Source organism: Streptomyces sp. NPDC050504, from assembly GCF_044458065.1.
Lineage (GTDB): Bacteria > Actinomycetota > Actinomycetes > Streptomycetales > Streptomycetaceae > Streptomyces.
Window position 1 is genome coordinate 77,067 of record NZ_JBITHO010000013.1, and the last position, 22,277, is coordinate 99,343.

At 71.0% G+C, this 22,277-nt stretch carries 18 protein-coding genes; 12 read left to right on the forward strand and 6 right to left on the reverse strand.

What is annotated here, in order from left to right; genetic code table 11:
- Positions 1-69: 69 nt before the first annotated feature.
- A complete protein-coding gene (lexA, locus tag ACIBNE_RS36510) occupies positions 70-864 on the reverse strand; it encodes a transcriptional repressor LexA (protein WP_399279511.1) in 795 nt (264 codons plus the stop codon).
- A gap of 564 nt (positions 865-1,428) precedes the next feature.
- Between lexA and nrdR the strand changes: the two genes are divergently transcribed.
- The 3 genes from nrdR to ACIBNE_RS36525 all read left to right on the forward strand — a co-directional run bounded on the left by nrdR (position 1,429) and on the right by ACIBNE_RS36525 (position 6,407).
- Entirely contained in the window at positions 1,429-1,956 is a 528-nt protein-coding gene (gene nrdR / locus ACIBNE_RS36515) for a transcriptional regulator NrdR (RefSeq protein WP_399279513.1), read from the forward strand.
- A 219-nt stretch (positions 1,957-2,175) separates the two neighbouring features.
- Positions 2,176-5,064: a vitamin B12-dependent ribonucleotide reductase gene (locus ACIBNE_RS36520; RefSeq protein WP_399279516.1), complete on the forward strand. Its 2,889-nt coding sequence runs from the start codon at positions 2,176-2,178 to the stop codon at positions 5,062-5,064.
- A 227-nt stretch (positions 5,065-5,291) separates the two neighbouring features.
- Positions 5,292-6,407 carry a hypothetical protein gene (locus ACIBNE_RS36525; protein WP_399279518.1) on the forward strand — a complete coding sequence of 372 codons (1,116 nt, stop codon included), beginning with the start codon at positions 5,292-5,294 and terminating at the stop codon, positions 6,405-6,407.
- A gap of 75 nt (positions 6,408-6,482) precedes the next feature.
- Here the strand turns inward: ACIBNE_RS36525 and ACIBNE_RS36530 are convergent, their stop codons facing one another.
- Positions 6,483-7,013, reverse strand: coding sequence for a TerD family protein (locus tag ACIBNE_RS36530; protein ID WP_399279520.1), 531 nt, complete (start codon positions 7,011-7,013; stop codon positions 6,483-6,485).
- A 232-nt stretch (positions 7,014-7,245) separates the two neighbouring features.
- Here ACIBNE_RS36530 and ACIBNE_RS36535 point away from each other — a divergent pair, with 232 nt between their 5' ends.
- Entirely contained in the window at positions 7,246-8,079 is an 834-nt protein-coding gene (locus tag ACIBNE_RS36535) for an arylamine N-acetyltransferase (protein WP_399279522.1), read from the forward strand.
- A gap of 33 nt (positions 8,080-8,112) precedes the next feature.
- A complete protein-coding gene (locus tag ACIBNE_RS36540) occupies positions 8,113-8,718 on the forward strand; it encodes a YdbC family protein (RefSeq protein WP_399279524.1) in 606 nt (201 codons plus the stop codon).
- Position 8,719: 1 nt separating this feature from the next.
- Here the strand turns inward: ACIBNE_RS36540 and ACIBNE_RS36545 are convergent, their stop codons facing one another.
- Positions 8,720-9,373 (reverse strand): TetR/AcrR family transcriptional regulator, encoded by a 654-nt coding sequence (locus ACIBNE_RS36545; protein ID WP_399279827.1) that lies wholly within the window; start codon positions 9,371-9,373, stop codon positions 8,720-8,722.
- A gap of 125 nt (positions 9,374-9,498) precedes the next feature.
- Between ACIBNE_RS36545 and ACIBNE_RS36550 the strand changes: the two genes are divergently transcribed.
- The 4 genes from ACIBNE_RS36550 to ACIBNE_RS36565 all read left to right on the forward strand — a co-directional run bounded on the left by ACIBNE_RS36550 (position 9,499) and on the right by ACIBNE_RS36565 (position 14,764).
- Complete coding sequence (locus ACIBNE_RS36550; protein WP_399279526.1) at positions 9,499-11,109, forward strand: ABC-F family ATP-binding cassette domain-containing protein; 1,611 nt, start codon at positions 9,499-9,501, stop codon at positions 11,107-11,109.
- Positions 11,110-11,134: 25 nt separating this feature from the next.
- Complete coding sequence (locus ACIBNE_RS36555; protein WP_399279528.1) at positions 11,135-11,794, forward strand: histidine phosphatase family protein; 660 nt, start codon at positions 11,135-11,137, stop codon at positions 11,792-11,794.
- A 12-nt stretch (positions 11,795-11,806) separates the two neighbouring features.
- Positions 11,807-12,715, forward strand: coding sequence for an ADP-ribosylglycohydrolase family protein (locus ACIBNE_RS36560; protein WP_399279530.1), 909 nt, complete (start codon positions 11,807-11,809; stop codon positions 12,713-12,715).
- Positions 12,716-12,967: 252 nt separating this feature from the next.
- Positions 12,968-14,764 (forward strand): DUF4153 domain-containing protein, encoded by a 1,797-nt coding sequence (locus ACIBNE_RS36565; protein ID WP_399279532.1) that lies wholly within the window; start codon positions 12,968-12,970, stop codon positions 14,762-14,764.
- A gap of 175 nt (positions 14,765-14,939) precedes the next feature.
- On the opposite strand, the gene ACIBNE_RS36570 is transcribed toward ACIBNE_RS36565, so the two are convergent.
- Positions 14,940-16,490, reverse strand: a complete 1,551-nt coding sequence (locus tag ACIBNE_RS36570) for an MFS transporter (RefSeq protein WP_399279534.1) — start codon at positions 16,488-16,490, stop codon at positions 14,940-14,942.
- Positions 16,491-16,660: 170 nt separating this feature from the next.
- Between ACIBNE_RS36570 and ACIBNE_RS36575 the strand changes: the two genes are divergently transcribed.
- From ACIBNE_RS36575 to ACIBNE_RS36585, 3 genes are all read left to right on the forward strand, one after another.
- Positions 16,661-17,287, forward strand: a complete 627-nt coding sequence (locus tag ACIBNE_RS36575) for a TetR/AcrR family transcriptional regulator (RefSeq protein ID WP_399279536.1) — start codon at positions 16,661-16,663, stop codon at positions 17,285-17,287.
- A gap of 219 nt (positions 17,288-17,506) precedes the next feature.
- A complete protein-coding gene (locus ACIBNE_RS36580; RefSeq protein WP_399279538.1) occupies positions 17,507-18,247 on the forward strand; it encodes a ribonuclease HII in 741 nt (246 codons plus the stop codon).
- 73 nt (positions 18,248-18,320) lie between these two features.
- A complete protein-coding gene (locus tag ACIBNE_RS36585; protein ID WP_399279540.1) occupies positions 18,321-18,911 on the forward strand; it encodes a hypothetical protein in 591 nt (196 codons plus the stop codon).
- A gap of 255 nt (positions 18,912-19,166) precedes the next feature.
- Here the strand turns inward: ACIBNE_RS36585 and ACIBNE_RS36590 are convergent, their stop codons facing one another.
- The gene (locus ACIBNE_RS36590; RefSeq protein WP_399279541.1) at positions 19,167-19,793 is read right to left on the reverse strand and encodes a hypothetical protein; all 627 of its coding nucleotides are present in this window, start codon (positions 19,791-19,793) and stop codon (positions 19,167-19,169) included.
- Between the two features lie 218 nt (positions 19,794-20,011).
- Positions 20,012-22,273, reverse strand: a complete 2,262-nt coding sequence (locus ACIBNE_RS36595; RefSeq protein ID WP_399279543.1) for a RecQ family ATP-dependent DNA helicase — start codon at positions 22,271-22,273, stop codon at positions 20,012-20,014.
- Positions 22,274-22,277 lie beyond the last annotated feature (4 nt).

Sequence of the window (22,277 nt, forward strand, 5' to 3'; positions counted from 1 at the left end):
GGTGGGCATAAAGCAGGGCCCCGGGACCGGCGCAGTGGGTCCCGGGGCCCGGTCCATGACCGGCGGGGTTCACACCCGTCGGAGCACCGCCACGACCTTGCCGAGGATCGTGGCCTCGTCGCCGGGGATCGGCTGGTAGGCGGCGTTGTGCGGGAGCAGCCAGACGTGGCCGTCCTCCCGCTTGAAGCGCTTGACCGTGGCCTCGCCGTCCAGCATGGCGGCCACGATGTCGCCGTTCTCGGCGACCGGCTGACGGCGCACGGTGACCCAGTCGCCGTCACAGATCGCGGCCTCGACCATCGAGTCGCCGACGACCTTCAGTACGAACAGCTCGCCGTCGCCGACCAGCTGGCGGGGGAGGGGGAAGACGTCCTCGACCGACTCCTCCGCGAGGATGGGGCCGCCTGCGGCGATCCGGCCGACCAGGGGAACGTACGAGGCGGCGGGCTTGCCCGTGGTGTCGGTCGGCTGGTTGCTGGGCTGGTCCGAGCCGCGCACTTCGTACGCCCTGGGGCGGTGCGGGTCGCGGCGGAGGAAGCCCTTGCGCTCCAGCGCCATCAGCTGGTGGGCCACGGACGACGTGCTGGACAGGCCCACCGCTTGGCCGATCTCCCGCATCGACGGCGGGTAGCCCCTCCGCTGCACCGAGTCCCGGATGACCTCGATCACTCGTCGCTGCCGATCCGTGAGGCCCGAGCTGTCCGCACGGATCCCTGGAGGTCGGCCCGGCAGCGAGCGCGTAGGTCGTGAGGGCTCGGCCCCTTCAGGGCTTACGGCTGCGTCATTCATGGCATGCACCGGCTCGAGTCGGCTCTGAGAGCGGTTCTGTGCAGTGATGGTGGCACTGTCTGCGGTGGTGGTCACGTCGGCCCCTCTCGGATGTTCTCCCTAGCTGGACAACGGTAGTTGCTTTCGAAAGGTTGCGCCAAACACACGTTCGAGTGAAATTTCGCAGAATGCCTTACGGGATCAGAAAGCCGGGTGTATGGGTGGCCCCCGCGCCTGCATATCGGTCGAATGGGTGACCGGAGCAACGAAAGGCAATTCGGGCGATTACGGTACCCTTCACCGCTGGAGCGTGGCGCTGCGGTGCCGTGTCCCAGTCTGCCATCCGGCCTCCCGGAATCCCGGTAGCGGTGTGTTTTCCCGTACCCTCGTGGCCGTCCCCCGAGGCCGCGCGGGAACCCCGTACCGCGGCCCGGCGGCCCCGTCCCGCCCGCTTCGCCCGCCTCTCGGCGGTGCGACACGCGCTGGGGCTGGAAATGAGGCCAAACCCCAGATCTAGTGGTTGGATTGGCTCAGCAACCCAGAAGTTGTGGTCCCTGGTCCTGGAGGCCTGTGGCCATCACCTATGATTGAGGCTGCTTCGAGAGGTCCGACGGGCCGGTCGAGGCTCGTCAGCCGTGCCGCGAAGGAGGCCAGGAACCCATGCACTGCCCCTTCTGCAGGCACCCTGACAGTCGGGTCGTCGACAGTCGCACCACCGACGACGGGACGTCGATTCGACGCCGCCGCCAGTGCCCCGACTGCTCCCGCCGTTTCACCACGGTGGAGACGTGCTCGCTCATGGTGGTCAAGCGGTCGGGTGTCACCGAGCCGTTCAGCCGCAGCAAGGTCATCTCCGGCGTGCGCAAGGCGTGCCAGGGACGTCCGGTCACCGAGGACGCCCTCGCCAAGCTCGGCCAGCGGGTCGAAGAGGCGGTGCGCGCCACCGGCAGCGCCGAGCTGACCACTCATGACGTGGGCCTGGCCATCCTCGGCCCGCTTCAGGAACTCGACCTCGTCGCCTACCTGCGCTTCGCGTCCGTGTACCGGGCGTTCGACTCGCTGGAGGACTTCGAGGCCGCGATTGCGGAGCTCCGCGTGCAGCGGCCTCCCACGGACCACGCAGAGGAGTGCGGGACCGACGGGACCCGAGAGGTCCCCGTCCCCGTTCCCGCCACCGCTGCCGACTAGACCGACGGGCCGGTCGGTCCACGGACCGGTCGGCCGGGTGACGGGCGCCGCGCCAGGAGGCGGGCGTCGGGTCGCCCCGTCCGTCGATCGCTGCCGGGCAGCAGAACAGACCTGTCCAGGGTGACGCCCTTCGCGCTGCCCGGGACATCAGACACACACCGTGCCACGGGAAGAAAATGGCACTTCAGGGCGTTTTGCCCCGAAACAGGGAGGCGGCACATGACTGAGACGACGAGCGGCCCGGCACGAGGCACCCGCGCCAAGGGTTCCAAGGCCAGCAAGGGGCTGCGCATCGAGCGCGTCCACACCACCCCCGGCGTGCATCCGTACGACGAGGTGGAGTGGGAGCGCCGTGACGTCGTCATGACCAACTGGCGCGACGGCTCGGTCAACTTCGAGCAGCGTGGCGTCGAGTTCCCCGACTTCTGGTCGGTGAACGCGGTCAACATCGTCACCAGCAAGTACTTCCGCGGGGCCGTCGGCACCCCGCAGCGCGAGACCGGTCTCAAGCAGCTCATCGACCGGATCGTGAAGACGTACACCAAGGCCGGCGAGGACCACGGCTACTTCGCCTCCCCCGCCGACGCCGAGATCTTCGAGCACGAGCTGGCGTACGCCCTCCTGCACCAGATCTTCAGCTTCAACAGCCCCGTCTGGTTCAACGTGGGCACCCCGCAGCCCCAGCAGGTCTCCGCCTGCTTCATCCTGTCCGTCGACGACTCCATGGAGTCGATCCTCGACTGGTACAAGGAAGAGGGCATGATCTTCAAGGGCGGCTCCGGAGCCGGCCTGAACCTCTCCCGCATCCGCTCCTCCAAGGAGCTCCTCTCCTCGGGCGGCAACGCCTCCGGCCCCGTCTCCTTCATGCGCGGCGCCGACGCCTCCGCCGGAACGATCAAGTCGGGCGGCGCCACCCGCCGCGCGGCCAAGATGGTCATCCTCGACGTCGACCACCCCGACATCGAGAACTTCATCGAGACCAAGGTGAAGGAAGAGGAGAAGATCCGCGCCCTGCGCGACGCGGGCTTCGACATGGACCTGGGCGGCGACGACATCACGTCGGTCCAGTACCAGAACGCCAACAACTCCGTCCGCGTGAACGACGAGTTCATGAGGGCCGTCGAGTCCGGCGAGAAGTTCGGCCTGCGCGCCCGCATGACCGGCGACGTCATCGAGGAGGTCGACGCCAAGTCGCTCTTCCGCAAGATGGCGGAGGCCGCCTGGGCGTGTGCCGACCCCGGCATCCAGTACGACGACACCATCAACGCCTGGCACACCTGCCCGGAGTCCGGCCGCATCAACGGCTCGAACCCGTGCAGCGAGTACATGCACCTGGACAACACCTCGTGCAACCTCGCCTCGCTGAACCTCATGAAGTTCCTCAAGGACGACGGCAAGGGCAACCAGTCCTTCGACGTCGAGCGCTTCGCCAAGGTCGTCGAGCTGGTCATCACCGCGATGGACATCTCCATCTGCTTCGCGGACTTCCCGACGCAGAAGATCGGTGAGAACACCCGCGCCTTCCGCCAGCTCGGCATCGGCTACGCCAACCTCGGCGCCCTGCTGATGGCGACCGGCCACGCGTACGACTCCGACGGCGGCCGCGCCCTGGCCGGTGCCATCACCTCGCTGATGACCGGCACCTCCTACAAGCGTTCCGCCGAGCTCGCCGCTGTCGTCGGCGCCTACGACGGCTACGCCCGCAACGCCGAGCCGCACCAGCGCGTCATGAAGCAGCACGCCGACGCCAACGGCAAGGCCGTCCGCGTGGACGACCTGGACAGCCCGATCTGGGCCGCCGCCACGGAGGCCTGGCAGGACGTGATCCGCCTCGGCGCCAAGAACGGCTTCCGCAACTCCCAGGCGTCCGTCATCGCCCCGACCGGCACCATCGGTCTCGCGATGTCCTGCGACACCACCGGCCTGGAGCCCGACCTCGCCCTGGTCAAGTTCAAGAAGCTGGTCGGCGGCGGCTCGATGCAGATCGTCAACGGCACCGTCCCGCAGGCCCTGCGCCGCCTGGGCTACCAGGAGGAGCAGATCGAGGCGATCGTCGCGCACATCGCCGAGAACGGAAACGTGATCGACGCGCCCGGCCTCAAGACCGAGCACTACGAGGTCTTCGACTGCGCCATGGGCGAGCGTTCCATCTCCGCGATGGGCCACGTCCGCATGATGGCCGCGATCCAGCCCTGGATCTCCGGCGCCCTCTCCAAGACGGTCAACCTCCCCGAGACGGCCACCGTCGAGGACGTCGAAGAGGTCTACTTCGAGGCGTGGAAGATGGGCGTCAAGGCGCTCGCCATCTACCGCGACAACTGCAAGGTCGGCCAGCCCCTCTCCGCCAAGACCAAGGAGAAGGAGAAGGCCGAGGTCACGCAGAAGGCGGAGACGGAGATCCGCAAGGCCGTCGAGAAGGTCGTCGAGTACCGCCCGGTCCGCAAGCGCCTCCCCAAGGGCCGTCCCGGCATCACCACCTCCTTCACGGTGGGCGGCGCCGAGGGGTACATGACCGCCAACTCCTACCCGGACGACGGCCTGGGCGAGGTCTTCCTGAAGATGTCCAAGCAGGGCTCGACCCTCGCGGGCATGATGGACGCCTTCTCCATCGCGGTCTCGGTCGGCCTCCAGTACGGCGTGCCGCTGGAGACGTACGTCTCGAAGTTCACCAACATGCGCTTCGAGCCGGCCGGCATGACGGACGACCCGGACGTGCGGATGGCGCAGTCGATCGTCGACTACATCTTCCGCCGCCTGGCGCTGGACTTCCTGCCCTTCGAGACCCGCTCCGCGCTCGGCATCCACTCCGCCGAGGAGCGCCAGCGCCACCTGGAGACGGGCTCCTACGAGCCCGCCGATGACGAGCTGGACGTCGAGGGCCTGGCCCAGTCCGCCCCGCGCGCCCAGGAGCTGAAGGCCGTCTCCGCTCCGAAGGTGGAGGAGGCCCCGGCCGTGAAGCAGCAGGCGCACACCAGCGCCGAACTGGTCGAGATGCAGCTGGGCATCAGCGCCGACGCCCCGCTCTGCTTCTCCTGCGGTACGAAGATGCAGCGCGCCGGCTCCTGCTACATCTGCGAGGGCTGCGGCTCGACCAGCGGCTGCAGCTGAACGGAGTCCTACAGGGCGTCCGTCCCGACGTGACGTGCGCCTGTAGCTGACAGGAGGGGACCGGTCTCTGGCCGGTCCCCTTCGCCGTACCCTCGCGTCCCGTACCTTCGCGTCGCTGTGCGGGAGCTTGAGAACCCGGCCAGGCGCCCCGCAGGGGCTTGTCGCGGACGGTGCGGCGGTGGCAGGCTTCGGCTCATGATCAAGAGAATCGAGTCCTCCGCCCGCCGGTGAGCGAGACGGCCGGGACTGGACTGCCCGGACCCCAGACCACTCTGTTCGAACACGCTCTCCGGCTCCACCGCCAGACGCCGGACAGCCCTTTCCACCGCAGTGGAGAGCCCCTTCCCGACGACGAACGCCGTCGCCGGGGGTTCCGAAAACAGCACCTGGACCACACCCGGGACGACACCGCAGCGGCACGGGTCCTTGCCGAATACTTCGACGACACCAGTGACCCGCCCGTTTCGCCCGGTGAACTGGCCGTCAGGCTGCGCGGTGTTCCGGCGCCGTACTGCCGCAACGAGCGCATCGGCGCCGTCGTGCGGAGGACGCCTGCCGCGAAGGTCAGGAAGACCGGGCGGTGGCTGGTGCGGTACGGGACCGAGACCGGGGTCGTGGCCATCGGGCTGGCCCTGCTCGTCGAGGCCGGCACAGCGCGGGACATTCCGCGGATCCAGACCATCGGCCTGCTCTCCAACCCTTTCGGCATCCTCGCGGTGGAGGCGCTGGCCCGCCTGCCCGGTGGCGTCGAGGCACAGCTCTGGCTTGCGGAACGGGTCACCGGCTGGGGGCGCGTCCACATGGTGCACGAGTTGTGCCGACAGATGGGCGACCACCCTGCCGTACGGCCGTGGCTGCTGCGCCGCGCCCTCGACGGCGACTTCCTCAACAGCTACTTCGCCGACCGGGTCGCGCGGGTGACCGCGCTCCACGAAGTCCTCGACGAGTGCGGGGACGACGCCGAAGTGGTGGATCAGGCGGGGCGGGTGCTCCATGTGATGACGTACTGCGAGGGCATGGGCGAATCGCTGCGCCACTACCCCCACGGGGTCGCGCTGCTGGAGGCCCACGTCCGTCACGTCGCGCGTCTGGAGCCGACGGCCGAGCGCTATTTCGCGGCGGCGACGGTGGCCCACTACCTGATGACGGAGACCCTCCTCTGGTCCGAGGACCGGCGGCTCAAGGTGCGGTGGGGTGCGGCTCGGGCGGCGTACTTCGAGCTGCTCGACCGCGAGGACTGGTGCGAGGCGGCACGGGCGGGCCTCGCGGCGGGGGACGAGCGCCTGAAGTGGCTCGCGGACCGCGTGGCCCCCGTGCTGAGGCTGCGGGCCTTCCGCAAGTAGCCGGAGGGGACGAGGGAGGGGCGGCGGGTGTTCCGACCCGCCGCCCCTCACCCCTGCGCCTGCCCGTGCGGTGGCTCAGACGCCGTGCCCGCCCATCGTGCGGGCGAACGCGTCGGGATCGGCGTCGTACCCCCGTACTGTCTCGCGGAACCGCCAGGCGCCGGACTCGTCCCTGGTGAACTCGGCGAGAGTGGCCGCGGTCGACGCGGACAGCGCGGCGAAGTCGTGTGCGTACAGTTCCGTGTGGCCCTCGCGGATCTTGAAGCCGAGTCCCGCGATGTCGCCGAACGCCGTCGATCCCTCGCCCTGCTGTATGGCCACGCCCACGACGACCCGGGTGTACGAAGGGGCGAGCCGTTCCAGCTCCAGGGTCATGACCTCGTCGTCGCCGAAACCCTGACCCGTACGGCTGTCCCTGTTCAGATAGATGGTGCCGTCGGGGGAGCGGCTGTCGAAGTGGACCAGATAGGCGGGACTTTCGGCGGGATCGTCCGTCGTGTAGGTCGCGGCGATTACGTCCAGGTCGTGGGGCGGGGATCCGAGCGGGCTCGGATCCCACCGGAGCGCCACCTCCACCTTGCGGATCCCCTTGCTGACACTGCTCACCGGGCTTCCCTCCCTGAGTAACCGGGCGCCTTGGTGCGCGCCCCCGGGACAGTCTTTCAGCGGGCGGTGGAGCGCGCCGGACGTTGTCCGATCTGTTCGGGGAACATTCGATCTCTTCGCGGGACGGCGGAACGGACAGGGGCGTGCGAAAAGCGGGTTGGCGTACGGTGCCGCCGCGCCGATCATGGGGCAGCGGCCGCGCGGCGGGCGCGGGACTCTGGGGGGGCTTGTGATGTGGAGCGGTGAAGAGCTGGACCTCGACGCCTACTTGAGGCGCATCGGATACGGCGGGAACGGGGGCGCCGAAGAGCCGGTGCCCGACCTGGAGACCCTGCGGGCGCTGCACCGGGCGCACGTGGCGGCCATCCCCTTCGAGAACCTCGAAGTGGCGCTGGGGCGGCCGGTCCCGCTGGATCTGAAGAGCCTTCAGGCGAAGCTCGTGGGGCGCAGGCGGGGCGGCTACTGCTACGAACAGAACTCTCTGTTCGCCGCCGCGCTGGAGCGCATCGGATTCGCGGTGGAAGGGCGGGGCGCCCGGAACCGCACGCGGGGGACGGCACTGCTTCCGGTGACGCACGCGCTGCTGGTCGTCACCGTCGACGGCGAACCATGGCTGTGCGACACGGGATTCGGGGCGCAGGGCATCCTGGAACCGGTGCCGCTGAGAGCGGGCGTGCGGGTCGAACAGGGCGCCTGGTCCTTCGGTATCGAGGCGGAGGACGAAGGGATCCTCGTACTGCGCACGCTCCGCCCCGAAGGGTGGGTCGATCTGTACGCCTTCGCGCCGCAGCGGCTCTACCCCGGAGACTTCACCGTCATGAACCACTACAGCTCGACGCATCCGCGGTCGAGTTTCGTCGGACAGGTGGTGGTCCAGCGGCCGGGCGAGCGGACGCGCGTCCGACTCGTGCGCGACGAACTGACGGTGACCTCGCCGGACGGTGCGAGGGAGCTGCGGCGGGTGCCGGAAGGGGAGTTGGTACAGGTGCTGGATTCGGTCTTCGGCATCGAACTGGACGCCGAGGATCGCGCGCAGTTGGTAAGGGCGGTCTCCGCCGGGGCCTGACGGGCGCCGTGCTGTGGGCCGTACGATGGCGCGGTGCTGGTCAAGTGGATTCGCTGCACCGTGGCCGACCGTCGCGGATTCGAGCAGGGGCAGCGGAAGTGGGCGGGGCTGCTGGGTGAGCCGGGGTTCAGAGGGCAGGGCGGGGGGTGGAGCCGGACGCGGCCGGATGTCGCCCACGTCTTCGCGTTCTGGGAGAGCCGGTCCTTCTACGACTCCTTCATGGCGCGTTCGCACGACCGGCTCGCCGGGGGGCAGTCGGGGACGTACCGCGACATCGAGGTCAAGCTCTTCGAGTACCGGTTCGACGTGAAGACCGGCTTCGAGCCGAAGTTCACCGACGCGGACGTGGTCAGGGTGGCGCACTGCGTGGTGCACGAGGAGCGCGTCGAGCACTTCGCGCTGATGCAGCAGAAGGTGTGGAACCCGGCGATGGCGGGTTCCCCCGGAATGCTGCGCGGGCTGTTCGCCGAGGCGTCGGGCAGCGAGTTCCTGGTCCTGTCGATGTGGCGGTCGGCGGCCGAGCACGGGAAGTACCGCGCGGAGCGCGTGGAGCGGCTTTCGCAGCGGGCTGAGACCGAGCTGGACGTGGCGGCGCTGTCGGGGGACGTCGTGGATCTGGAACCGTCCTGGACCGTGTGAGTCACGCGGATGCGGGGGGCTCCGGGGCCGGGGCAGTCTCCCCGGGAGCGTTGAACGCCCCCGCGCGCGCCGCGGCGAGGGCCGCGACGGCCGACTGGTCGGCGAGGGCCGCGTCGACCGGCTCCCGGGTGACGAACAGCCGGAAGAACAGCGGCGCCGATACGGCGCGCACCAACGCGCCCGCGTCGATCCCGGCGGGTGCCTCGCCGCGCTCGACGGCACGCTCGACCAGCGTCTCGCAGCGCGCGAACCGCGTGGTGTAGAAGGCGCGCAGCGCGTCGGCCGCGCGGTCGGACTGGAACGCCGCTGCGACGAAGGCGGTGGGCGCGGCAGCGGCGGCGGGGTCGGTGAAGGACGCGACCACCTCGTGCGCGAGCGCGCGCAGGTCTTCCTCCAGGCTGCCCGTGTCGGGCGGCGACCAGCCGTCCTCGCCGGCCAGGTCGAGGGCGTCGGCGATGAGGCCTTCGAGGTTGCCCCAGCGGCGGTAGAGCGTGGTCTTGTGCACGCCCGAATGCTCGGCGACGTACTCGACGGTCAGCGCGGGGTACCCGTGCTCGGCGAGGCCGGTGATCACGGCGTCACGGACCGCGGCGCGGGTGCGGGCGGTGCGGCCGCCGGGGCGGCGGGTGCCGGGGGCGACAGCGGATTCCTCAATCAATTGCTACTCCTGTTGCGTTAGATGGGTCGAGTGTGTCACACTCGAAGTAATGCAACTTAGATTGCATTTGGTGGCTGTGGTGGCCGCCGGTTTCGTCTTCCCCGTACGCACTGGAGGCGCCCTTGCCCACTCAGATCTCTCTGCACCGCGTGACGAAAAGCCGTGGCGAACGACTGCTGCTCGACGACGTCTCGCTGACCGTGCGCCCCGGTGAACGAATCGGCATCGTGGGGGAGAACGGCGCGGGGAAGTCCACTCTGCTTCATCTCCTGGCGGGCCTGGAGCGGCCCGACGAGGGGGAGGTGGTCACCGTCGCGGAGCGCGGAGCCGGACTCCTCGCGCAGACGCCCCAACTGCCGGGAGACCGGACCGTCGGCGATGCGATCGACTCGGCCCTCTTCGAACTGCGCGCCATGGAAAGCCGACTGCGCGAGCTGGAAGCCGGACTCGGGGACGGGGACGAGGCCGCGCTCACGGCGTACGGCGATCTGCTCACGGCCTTCGAGCTCCGCGGGGGGTACGAGGCGGACGCCCGCGTCGACAAGGCGATGCACGGCCTCGGGCTCGCCCACATAGACCGGGACCGCGAACTGGGCAGCCTCTCCGGCGGCGAACAGGCGCGCCTCGGCATCGCCTGCCTGATCGCCGCGGCGCCCGAGGTGATGCTGCTCGACGAGCCGACGAACCACCTGGACGAGTCCGCCCTGGACTGGCTCGAAGGCGCCCTGCTGGCTCACGGCGGGACCGTCGTCGCCGTCTCCCACGACCGGATCTTCCTGGAGCGCGTCACCACGGCCGTCCTGGAAGTCGACGCCGACCGCCGCACAGTCGTTCGGTACGGCGGGGGATACGCCGGATACCGCGAAGGGCGGGCCGCCGCGCGCAGGAGGTGGGAGCAGGAGTACGCGGAGTGGTGCGAGGAGACCGCCCGCCTCGAAGAGTTCGCCGCGACCACCGCGCACGGCGTCGCCCCGGGCCGGGGAATGAAGGACAACAACAAGATGGCGTACGACCGGGCGGGCGGCCGGGTCCAGGCATCGGTGTCCGGGAGGATACGCAACGCCCAGGAACGGCTGCGCCGACTGCGCGCCGAGCCCGTGGCCAAGCCGCCCCGTCCGCTGCGGTTCGCCGCCCGGCCCCTGGCGGGCAGCACCGCGGGAGAGCTCGTCGCGCTGCGCGACGTGCGCGTCGGCGACCGGCTCGCGGTACGGGAGCTGACGGTGGGCGCGGGCGAGAAGCTGCTCGTCCACGGGGGGAACGGCGCCGGCAAGTCCACGCTCCTGCGACTCATGGCGGGCGTGCTCGACCAGGACGGAGGCAGCGTCGTGCGCAGGGGCGGCATCGGCTTCCTGGCCCAGGAGATACCCGTCCACCGGCCGGCGGAGCGCGTGCTCGCGGCCTTCGGACGAGGACTGGCGCTCACCGAGGACGAGCAGGCCGAACTGCTCCTCTCCTTCGGACTGTTCCGCCCCCGCGACCTCTCCGTGCCCGTGGGCTCCCTCTCCGCGGGGCAGCGCAGGCGGCTCGCCCTCGCCCGGCTGCTGGCCCGCCCCGCCGACCTGCTGCTCCTCGACGAACCGGCCAACCACCTCGCACTCGGCCTGGTCGAAGAGCTGGAAGAGGCGCTGGAACAGTGGACCGGTGCGCTGGTGGTCGTCTCCCACGACCGACTGCTGCGGCGCCGCTTCACCGGAAACATCCGCCGGATGGAGTCCGGACAACTGCTCGATTGAGCCGGATTCGATCTAGGGTCGTGGCATGGCACGACCGAGGCGCATCGTCCTCGTCCGGCACGGAGAGTCGGAGGGCAATGCCGATGACACGGTGTACGAGCGAGAACCCGACCACGCCCTGAGGCTCACCGCGACCGGATGGGCGCAGGCGGAGCGGACGGGGGCGCAGCTGAGAGAAGCGTTCGGAACGGAGCGGGTCAGCGTCTACGTCTCGCCCTACCGCCGGACGCACGAAACGTTCCGGGCATTCGGACTGGACCCCGCGCTGGTGCGGGTCAGAGAGGAGCCGCGACTGCGCGAGCAGGACTGGGGAAACTGGCAGGACCGGGACGACGTACGGCTCCAGAAGGCGTACCGCGACGCCTACGGACACTTCTTCTACCGGTTCGCCCAGGGGGAATCGGGAGCGGACGTGTACGACCGGGTCGGAGCGTTCCTGGAAAGCCTCTACCGCAGCTTCGAGGCCCCCGACCATCCGCCGAACGTCCTGCTGGTCACCCACGGTCTCACCATGCGGCTGTTCTGCATGCGCTGGTTCCACTGGACGGTGGCGGACTTCGAGTCGCTCTCCAACCCGGGCAACGCGGAAACGCGCACCCTGCTGCTCGGCGAGGACGGCCGTTACGCGCTTGACCGGCCGTTCGAGCGCTGGCGGACCCCGGAGCCGTACGGCGTCACCGGATAGAGTGGCTGGGCGATGACCGCTGACTACTCTCCCGAACGGCGCTTCGAACGCGCTCTGGACAGCCTGCGCGGACTGTCCGTAGGGGACGCCCTGGGCTCCCAGTACTTTGTTCCCGTCAACTATCCCCTGCTCAAGCGGCGCGAAGTGCCGCAGGGCCCCTGGCAGTGGACCGACGACACCGAGATGGCCTGCTCCGTGCTGGCCGTGCTCGCCGCCCATGACCGCATCGACCAGGACGCGCTCGCCCGCTCCTTCGCCGAGCACCACGACTTCGACCGGGGCTACGGTCCCGCGGTGAACCGCATGCTCCGGCTGGTCAGGGAGGGTGGCGACTGGCGGGAGCTGGCCGCCGCGCTCTTCAACGGGCAGGGCTCGTGGGGCAACGGCTCCGCGATGCGGATCGCCCCGCTCGGCGCCTGGTACGCGGACGACCCGGAGCAGGCCACGCACCAGGCCGAGATCTCCTCGTACACCACCCACCAGCACCGCGAGGCCGTCGTGGGCGCCATGGCCGTGGCCGCCGCGGCGGCGCTCGCCGCCGATCCGGCGGGCCCGCCGGAACCCGCCGCACTGCTCGACGGCGTGATCGCGCTCGTGCCGCGCAGCGCGGTGACGGCCGGGCTGCGCCGGGCGAAGGACATGCTCGACTACGACGACGCGGGCACCGTCGCCGCCGTACTCGGCAACGGACGCAGGACGAGCGCGCACGACACCGTGCCGTTCGCCCTCTGGTCCGCCGCGCGGTCGCTCGGGGACTTCGAGGGTGCCTTCTGGGCCACTGCCCAGGCAGGCGGCGACGTCGACACGACGTGCGCCATCGTCGGCGGCGTGCTCGGCGGCAGCCCGGTCGGTGCCCCTCCCGCGGCCTGGCTGGAGCAGACCGAGGCACTGCCGGAGTGGGCGTCCGCGCGAGTGGTGTGAGCACGGTCCGACCGGACTGACCCGGACCGGGGCCCGGACTGACCAGGTCCGGGGCCCGCTGCGGGGCCCGGACCGGAGCCGTCGGCACTGTCACGGTCCCGCCACAGCTGTCGTCAGGGGCATCGGCAGCCGGGGCTCCCCGGAATACGCTGACGGCCACACCGCCGTGATGATCATGGTCGGCGTGCGTCGAACGGAAAGCCGGGGCCTGCGCGCGCGGGCCGTACGCGGGGCCCGGCCGGGAGGGGCTCCGTGTCAGAAACACCGTCCGCGTCATCCGCGTCATCGTCGTCGTCCGCGTCGTCGCCAGAGCGGTCGCCAGAGCCGTCGCCACCCGGGGCAACGCCGTCCGACGCGTCGGCCCCAGTTCCAGCGCCCCCTGCCGCACCGGTGCTCGGATCGCTGCCGGTCGCGCCGCCGTTGCCGCAGAGCCAGGGGGGCGGCGGGCCGGAGAATCCCTTCCGGCCGTCGGGCACGGCCGGACAAGGGGAAGCCCCCGTCTCCTGGGTGGCCGGGCTCAGGCCCGCCCCGCCCGCCTTGATACCCGGCACCGCCCTCTGGGCGGCTCTCGCCACCGGCCTGCTCGCCGCCGTGCTGCTCTCCGAGGGCGGACTGGGCGTGAACCTGCTGATCGTCGCGGTTCCCGCAGCCGTCGGCGCGTTCTTCGCGGCGCGTGCGGCCGGGCGCCGCCTCCGTCCCTGGACTTTCGTCTGGGCCGTCGGCGGACTGGGTCTCCTCGCCGTTCCCGCCCTGCGCGACGCGGGCTGGCCGACCTTCCTCGCGGTCGTCTCCGCGCTGGCCCTCGGTTCTCTGGCGCTGCACGGCGGGCGCAACTGGCCCGGGGTGCTCCTGGGCTCGGTCGGCCTGGTCGACTCGCTCGGCTCGGGCGCCGTCTGGGGCTGGCGCGGACTGCGGGACCGTACGAAGGAACCGCGCGGCGGCTGGGGCCGCTTCGTGCGCCCCGCCCTGGTGGCGGTCGGACTGCTGGTGGTGTTCGGCGCGCTGTTCGCCGGAGCGGACGCCGCCTTCGCCGACCTCCTGGGCAGCCTCGCCCCCGACGTGTCGATGGACGACAGCCCCTGGAGGGCGCTGCTCTTCCTGGCGGGGCTGGTCGGTGCTCTGGCGGCCGCGCGCACCGCTGCGGCGCCGGTGCGCTGGGACCGGATCAAGACGCGCGAGGGGCGCGCCCGGGGCCGGATGGAATGGGCACTTCCGCTGGTGGTGCTGGACGCGCTGTTCGCGGTGTTCATCGCCGTACAGCTCGCCGTGCTCTTCGGCGGGTACGACAAGGTCCTGGAGAAGACCGGGCTGACGTACGCGGAGTACGCCCGGCAGGGCTTCTGGCAACTGCTCTGCGCCACCCTCCTCACGCTGCTGGTGATCGCCCTCGCGCTGCGCTGGGCGCCGCGCTCGGACCCCCGCGACCGCACGCTGGTGCGGGTCGTGCTCGGCGTGCTGTGCGTACTGACCCTGGTCGTGGTCGTATCGGCGCTGCGCCGCATGGAGCTGTACGTTGACGCGTACGGGCTGACCAGGCTGCGCGTCTCGGTGGCCGCGATGGAGATCTGGCTCGGCGTGGTGCTCCTGTTGATCATCGGCGCCGGAATCCTCGGAGCGCGCCGCCTGCCCCAGGTGATCGCCGCCAGTGCCGCGGCCGCCGTGCTCGCATTCGGGCTGCTCTCGCCGGACGCGCTGGTCGCGGAGCAGAACGTACAGCGGTACGAGCGCGCCGCCGCGAAGGGCGAGGGCGCGGAGAAGATCGACCTCTCGTACCTCAGGGGTCTGTCCGCGGACGCGGTCCCGGCGCTCGACCGGCTGCCCGAGCCGCTCCGCTCCTGCGCGCTCAGCGGGATCAAGGGCCGACTGGGCGACGACGACCCCTGGTACGCCATGAGTCGGGGCGAGGCGAGGGCGCGGGAGATCTTCGAGGAGCGGGGAGTCGACCCGTACACCTATGGCTGCGAGACGGGCGGAGAGCGCGGCGGTTTCGAGGGCGAGTACGAGGAGGAGGGCGAGTACGAGGTGCCCGAGGGGGAGTTCGGCCGCTGAGCCGGACCGGACTGGATCGGACCGGGGTGCCGGACCGGGGCGCCGGGCGGGGGCCTGAGGCCGTGCGCTGCACCCGACGAGACCGTTGCGCCGCTCGTACCTCCCGTACCGCTCGTGCGACTCGGTCCGCATGGCACATCCCGTACGGCACATCCCGTGCGGACCGAGTCACCGGCTACGCGCCGGGCGCCGACGCCTTTCCGCTCAGCGCCTCCAGGTCGCTCTTGCGCACCCGGATCACCAGCACCGCCGTCAGCAGGGCGAGGGCCACCATTCCGACAGCCGCGACGAAGGACGTGGAGATGCCCTGCGTGAGCACCTCGTGTCCCCAGGGCGCGGGCATTTCGCCGGTCTTGGTGAACTCCGCCTTCTGCTCGGGCGTCGCCTGTTCCATGAAGGCGCGGCCCTGTTCCCTGCCCTCGTCGCGGCTCGCGGTGCCGAATACCGTGACCAGGATGGAGAGGCCGAGCGAACCGCCCACCTGCTGCGTTGCGTTGAGCAGTCCCGAGGCGGCGCCCGCCTCGTGCTGCTCGACCCCGGAGACCGCGGTGAGCGTGAGCGTGACGAAGTTCAGACCCATGCCGAAGCCGAAGAGGATCATGGGCCCGAGCACGCCGCCCGCGAAGGAGCTCTCGCGGGAGATGAACGTCAGCCAGAAGAGCCCGATCCCGGTGATCGCGGATCCCGTGACCATGAAGGGTTTGGGACCGAGGACCGGCAGGAGGCGCTGGGAGAGCCCGGCCCCCACGGCGATGGCGACGGTCACCGGCAGGAACGCCAGACCCGACTGGATCGGGCTGTAGTCGAGCACGTTCTGCACGAAGAGAACGATGAAGAAGAACATTCCGAACATGGCCGCGGCCAGGCTCAGCATGATGATGTACGTACCCGATCGATTCCGGTCGGCGAACATCCTGAGCGGAGTGATGGGCTCCTTGGCCCGCGACTCGATGACCGCGAACGCCGCGAGCAGCACCACCGCCGCACCGAAGGAACCCAGAGTCAGCGAGTCCTTCCAGCCCTCCTCCGACGCCCGGATGAACCCGTACACCAGCGAGGCCATGCCCGCCGTCGACGTCAGCGCCCCGGAGATGTCGAAGCGTCCCGGGTGTTTGCGCGACTCGCTGATGTAGACCGGCGTCAGCGCGGCGATCAGAATGCCGATCGGCACGTTGACGAAGAGCACCCAACGCCAGTCCAGCCACTCGGTGAGCATCCCGCCGAGCAGCAGTCCGATGGCTCCACCGCCCGCCGAAACGGCGGCGAACACGCCGAACGCGCGGTTTCGTTCGGGTCCTTCGGGGAACGTCGTGGTGATCAGCGCGAGCGAGGTGGGCGACGCGATCGCGCCTCCGACGCCCTGGAGCGCGCGGGCCGCGAGCAACTGCCAGGGCTCTTGCGCCAGTCCGCCGAGCAGCGAGGCGATCGTGAAGACGATGATTCCGGCCATGAAGACCCGGCGGCGTCCGAGGATGTCACCAGCCCGGCCGCCGAGCAGCAGCAGACCGCCGAAAGTGAGGGTGTACGCGCTGAGCACCCACGAGAGGTCCGTCGTCGAGAACTTGAGCGCGTCCTGAATGTGGGGAAGGGCGATGTTCACAATGGTGGCATCCAGGACCACCATGAGCTGGCAGGCCGCGATGACGGTGAGGGCGATTCCCGGACGCCCTTCTCTGCGGGCAGCGCCCGCCTCGCGAGGTTCGTCTAATTGAGAGGTTGACACCATGGATCCCCCACCGGCGGTTTAGTGAACGGAGCCGTTCACTGTTGCGTCAACGGTAGTGATTCCCCTTCAGTGAACGCAAGCGTTCACTGAAGCTGCCGCAGCGGAGTCGCCGCAGCGGCGCCGCACGGTCGCCGCCGGACCAACTATTCGCGCACGATGGAGAGTTGCTGATGATCAAGTCGCACCAGTCGGCCGCCGCCCGGCCGCATCCGGTGTCCCTGCGCCGCAGAGGCCCCGTACTGGAGCGGGCGATCCTCGAATCCGCCCTGGAACAACTGAGCACGGTCGGCTGGCACGGGCTCACCATGGAGGGCGTCGCTTCCGGGGCCCAGACCGGCAAGGCCGCCGTGTACCGGCGCTGGCCGTCCAAGGCCGACCTCGTCGCGGACGCCCTGCGGGCCGGCTTTCCGGACCTCGACGTGGCCCCCGACCACGGCAGCATCCGCGAGGACCTCTACCAGCTCTGCCGTCGCACCCGCGACGCGATGCTCTCCCGGTCCGGATCCGCCCTCCGCTCGGTCATTCACGAATGCGACGGCGCCACGGCCGAACGGCTCCACGGGCTGATCGTCACCGGGGTCATCGAACCCTCGACGAGGCTCTTCAAGGAAGTGGTGCAGCGCGGAATCGGCCGTGGGGACGTGCGCTCCGACATCGCGGGCGAGCTGATCTTCGACGTGATCCCCGGAATCATGATGTACCGCACCAAGGTGTGCGGCAGCGAATGGCCGGACGAGGAGCTCGCGGAGATGGTCGACCAGGTGATGCTGCCGCTCCTCAGGCCCGCGCGCGCCTGAGGCCCTCGTGGGGAGGGGGCCGGGACTCGCCGGAGGGGCGGTGTCGGCCCTTCCGGTGTGCCTCCCGGTGTGCGTTCAGGGCGGTCCGTGGACCCGCGCGGGCGGCCCGTCGTACGGGCCCTCGCCCCCTGTCTCCGGACTTTCCGAAGGCTTCGCGGACACCCAGTGCCATCCCGGGGTGTCGCGGGCGGGGTCTGTCGGCGTACCCTGTCTGGCGCCATGCCGTACGAACCACCTACGCACACCGTCGAGCGCTCACTTCGCGCTACCACCGGGGCCAAGATCGTCGCCGGTGTCGACGAGGTCGGACGCGGTGCGTGGGCCGGGCCGGTCACGGTGTGCGCAGCCGTCACCGGACTGCGCCGACCCCCCGCTGGACTCACCGACTCCAAGCTGATCAGCGCCAAGCGCCGCACGGAGCTCGCCGAAGAGCTCCGTGGGTGGGTCACCGCCTACGGCCTCGGGCACGCGTCGCCCGAGGAGATCGACGACCTCGGAATGACCGCCGCGCTTCGGCTCGCCGCGGTGCGCGCGCTGGAGGAACTTCCGGTGCGGCCCGACGCGGTGATCCTGGACGGCAAACACGACTACCTCGGAGCACCCTGGCAAGTCCGTACGGTCATCAAGGGCGACCAGTCCTGCATCGCGGTCGCGGCCGCCTCGGTCATCGCCAAGGTGCACCGCGACACGATGATGGCCGAGCTGGGGGTGGCCGATGGGGGCGCGGGGGCCGGTTCCGCGGGAGCGGGCGACTACGCCGACTTCGCCTTCGCGGCCAACGCCGGATACCCGTCACCCGTGCACAAGGCGGCACTGGAAGAGCTCGGACCGACGCCGTACCACCGGCTGTCCTGGTCCTACCTCGACGCCCTGCCCCAGTGGCGCCACCTCAAGAAGACCCGGATCTCGGCCGAGGCCGCCGCACTGGAAAGCGGGGGCCAACTCGGCTTCGACTTCTGACCGCGCGTACGCCGTACGCGCCCACAGCCACCCGCCGACGCCTCTCGTGCCGGCGGTTGATAGACATCCACCCATGCCTCTCATACCCGAGGAGTCTCAGATTCACGAGAGCGCCCAGGGGCCCCGCGCAACTCCGGCCGTCGGCCGCACCGCGTCGACCCCCCGTCCCGTACCCGGTCCGCGTCCTGTACCCGGTCCGCGTTCCGCGGCCACGCCGCGCCCCGGCACCCCCAAGCCCGGTCCCGCCAGGCCCGCGCCTCCGGAGAAACGTTCCGAGCCGCAGATCCAACTGGTTCCCTCATCCGCCGAAGGCGCCGTCGACGCAGCCGAGGAAGCGGTCGACACGCTGCTCGACTCCGGTCGGGCAGCGGGCGACGTCCTGGTGCTGACCACCGGTGAGCCGCACCCGTGGGCAGCACACGAGCTGTCCTTCGGCGAGGCTTCCTACTGGGCCCAGCACGAAGCGGGTGACGACGTCTTCTTCGCCGACATCGCCTCGGTGGACCGGGCCAAGACCCGGCCCGTCGTTGTTGTCGCGGTCAACGGCGGCGATGCCGACGACACTGCCCGTACCCTGCCGGCCGCGCTGCGCCGCGCGGGCTCGCTGCTGATCGTCTGCGGCGACCCCGAGCGGATCAACGCCGCGCTCGGCGCGAGCGTCTGACCCACGGCCCGGCACCGCGCCGGACCGTACGCACGGCCGTGAGCCGACCGCGCCGCCCACTCCCGGGCGGACGGTCGGCGCACGGCCGTCGCCGCATGTACGGGCGGCGGCGCGCGGTGCGCGTCCATGCGCGCGGCGAGACTCCGGACCGGACGGTCGGGCAGACCGTCAGACCAGACCATCGCGCAGACCGTCAGACCAGACCGTCGCGCAGGCGCAGGAGTCGCGACCGCGGTCGGGGCCGCTGTGCGGTGCTCAGCGGGCCGCCGTGCGCCGCAGCGCCTCGCGCGCGCCACCGCCGGTGCGGACCGGCAGCGGATCGGGCTCGGCCAGGGCGTCGGCCAAAGCAGAGGGGCGGCTGTCCGAACTCGGGCTGCGTCCCCCGCGCCCCTCGCCGAGCACCTGCCAGCCGCCGCGCGTCAGCGTGATGTACGCGCCGCAGCGCAGCCCGTGCAGGGTGCAGGCGTCTCGCAGCCCCCACATCCAGGCCCCGTCCTCTTCGGTCCAGCGCTCGTCGCCCTCGCGGCAGTAGAGCAGGACCGCGGTACGCACCGGGGTGCGGCGCCGCAGGTCGTGCGGGATGACCCGGCGCAGATGGGCCAGGAGGGCGTTGCGGAACTCCCAGCCGTCCACGGGCGCCGAGCGACGGGCGAACGACGCGCTGGCGGCGAGCCGTTCCTCGTGGTCCAGCACGGCGACGACCGCGGTGGCGGGAGTCGGCCGGTGCCTGGCGTGCAGCCCGCTGACGACCTCGCGCGGGTTGCGCAGCAGCGGGATCCCCGCGGCAGCCCACTCGGCGGGTTCCAGCATCCTGGCAAGGCGGTTGGCGGAGTCGGCGGAGACCGACCTGGAGGTGGCGGACGGAACGAATCCGAGGGTCACGGTCCTCCCTTCGCATACACGCCCACAGTGCGGGCAGGGGCGGGTGAGGGCGCGCCGCGGCACAGCCCTTGCGGACCGCGAACGGACCGTGCGGGGAGCGATTCCCAATTCTTCCTGCCCCACCGGCAAGCGGCAACGAGCAATTGGTGCAACTGACTGTTATCTGCGGGTATGACACTCATATCCCTGCCCAGAACTGTCCCTGGTGACGCGTTCTCTCACCCCTGTACGGCGAGGACCAGCGGAAACACCCCCTCCGCTCCAGCCCGACGGAGCAGCCGCGCGGCCACCGCGAGCGTCCAGCCGGTGTCCGAGTAGTCGTCGACGAGCAGGACGGGTCCCCCTGCCGAGGCCACGGCCTCGGCCAGTTGGGGCGGCACCGTGAACGCCTCGTGCAGGGCGCGGACCCGCTGGGCGCTGTTGCTCCGGGAGATCCTGACGTCCTCGGCGTACGGGGCGTGCGCCACGGCACCGAGCAGTGGCATCCGGCCCACCTCGGCGATCCTGGCACCCAGTGACTCGATGAGCACCGGCCTGCGGTGCGAGGCGACCGTGACGATCCCGGCCGGTCGGCGCGGGGCGTCGGGGGCCCCGGACGCCCAACCGCCGGGACCCTTGGCCCAGTCGGCGAGCACGCTCACCACGGCGCCCACCACGTCGTCGGGCACCGGCCCGTCCTGCGACTGGTCGGCGAGCATGGGGCGCAGCCGATTGCCCCAGCCGATGTCCGAGAGCCGCCCGAGCGCCCGCCCGGCGAATACCTGCTCGCGCTCCGGGATGCGGCCCTTGAGGTCGACGCCTACCGCGGGGAGTCCCGTCGGCCACATCTTGCGCGGCTCGACGTCCACGCCCGGCCTGCCCAGTTCACCGCGGGCGGCGTCCAGCGCGGCGGCCGACACCCGATCGCTGTACCTGGCCCCCGCGCAGTTGTCGCAGCGCCCGCACGGCGCGGCCTGCTCGTCGTCGAGCTGGCGGCGCAGGAACTCCATGCGGCAGCCGCTCGTCGTCGCGTACTCGCGCATCGCCTGCTGCTCGGCGGAGCGTTGCCGCGCCACCCAGGCGTACCGCTCGGTGTCGTACACCCAGGGCTGTCCCGTGGCGGTCCAGCCGCCCTTGACCCGGTGCACCGCACCGTCCACGTCGAGGACCTTGAGCATGGTCTCCAGGCGGGTGCGCCGCAGCTCGACCAGGGGTTCGAGCGCGGGCAGCGACAGCGGCCTGTCGGCGTGCGCCAGCACGTCCAGAGTGCGCCGCACCTGCTCTTCGGGAGGGAACGCGACCGAGGCGAAGTACTGCCAGATCGCTTCGTCCTCCTTGCCCGGCAGCAGCAGCACCTCCGCGTGCTCCACCCCGCGCCCCGCGCGTCCCACCTGCTGGTAGTAGGCGATCGGTGAGGACGGCGAACCCAGGTGGACCACGAAACCGAGGTCGGGCTTGTCGAAGCCCATCCCGAGCGCGGACGTGGCGACGAGGGCCTTGACGCGGTTGGCCTGGAGGTCGTCCTCCGCCTGCTGCCGGTCGGCGTTCTCGGTCCGTCCCGTGTACGACGCGACGGTGTGCCCGCACTGCCGCAGGTACGCCGTGACCTCCTCGGCCGCCGCGACGGTCAGGGTGTAGATGATTCCCGAGCCAGGCAGCTCCTTGAGGTGGTCCGCCAGCCAGGCCAACCGGCTCGCGGCGTCCGGCAGCCGCAGCACTCCGAGGCTCAGGCTCTCCCGGTCCAGCGGCCCGCGCAGCACCAGCGCGTCGGTTCCGACGCCGGTGCCCAGCTGGTCCGCGACGTCCGCGGTGACCCGGGCGTTGGCCGTGGCCGTCGTGGCGAGGACCGGGACGTCGGGCGGCAGGTCGGCGAGCATGGTGCGCAGACGGCGGTAGTCGGGCCGGAAGTCGTGGCCCCAGTCGGAGATGCAGTGCGCCTCGTCGACCACGAGCAGCCCCGTGGCGGCGGAGAGCGCGGGCAGCACCTGGTCGCGGAAATCGGGGTTGTTGAGCCGTTCGGGGCTCACCAGGAGGACGTCGACGTCGCCCGCCGCGACCTCGGCCTGGACGGTCTCCCACTCCTCGGTGTTCGAGGAATTGATGGTCCTGGCCCGGATCCCGGCACGCGCCGCCGCGTCGACCTGGTTGCGCATGAGCGCGAGCAGCGGCGACACGATCACGGTCGGGCCCGCGCCTCCCGCGCGCAGCAGCGAGGTCGCGACGAAGTACACCGCGGACTTGCCCCAGCCGGTCCGCTGCACGACCAGCGCTCTGCGCTTGTCGGCGACGAGGGCCTCGATGGCCCGCCACTGGTCCTCGCGCAGCCGAGCGGTTCCCGTGGGATCGCCGACGAGGCGGGCGAGCACGGCGTCGGCCGAGGCCCTGAGCGCGGCCCGGTCCGCGGGAGCGCCCGTGCCCTCGCGGCCGTCGGGGGCCGGGGAGCCCGAGGGGTCGACGGGCGTCTCGGGGACTGCGGGAGCCGAGGGGTCTGCGTTGGTCATGCCC

Excerpts from the sequence above, each read along its gene's own strand:
- ACIBNE_RS36580 (WP_399279538.1), top strand. The coding sequence starts at position 17,507 with ATGCCGTACGAACCACCTACGCACACCGTCGAGCGCTCACTTCGCGCT.
- ACIBNE_RS36555 (WP_399279528.1), top strand. The coding sequence starts at position 11,135 with ATGGCACGACCGAGGCGCATCGTCCTCGTCCGGCACGGAGAGTCGGAG.
- nrdR (WP_399279513.1), top strand. The coding sequence starts at position 1,429 with ATGCACTGCCCCTTCTGCAGGCACCCTGACAGTCGGGTCGTCGACAGT.
- ACIBNE_RS36575 (WP_399279536.1), top strand. The coding sequence starts at position 16,661 with ATGATCAAGTCGCACCAGTCGGCCGCCGCCCGGCCGCATCCGGTGTCC.
- ACIBNE_RS36520 (WP_399279516.1), top strand. The coding sequence starts at position 2,176 with ATGACTGAGACGACGAGCGGCCCGGCACGAGGCACCCGCGCCAAGGGT.
- ACIBNE_RS36570 (WP_399279534.1), bottom strand. The coding sequence starts at position 16,490 with ATGGTGTCAACCTCTCAATTAGACGAACCTCGCGAGGCGGGCGCTGCC.
- ACIBNE_RS36535 (WP_399279522.1), top strand. The coding sequence starts at position 7,246 with ATGTGGAGCGGTGAAGAGCTGGACCTCGACGCCTACTTGAGGCGCATC.
- ACIBNE_RS36560 (WP_399279530.1), top strand. The coding sequence starts at position 11,807 with ATGACCGCTGACTACTCTCCCGAACGGCGCTTCGAACGCGCTCTGGAC.
- ACIBNE_RS36595 (WP_399279543.1), bottom strand. The coding sequence starts at position 22,273 with ATGACCAACGCAGACCCCTCGGCTCCCGCAGTCCCCGAGACGCCCGTC.
- ACIBNE_RS36585 (WP_399279540.1), top strand. The coding sequence starts at position 18,321 with ATGCCTCTCATACCCGAGGAGTCTCAGATTCACGAGAGCGCCCAGGGG.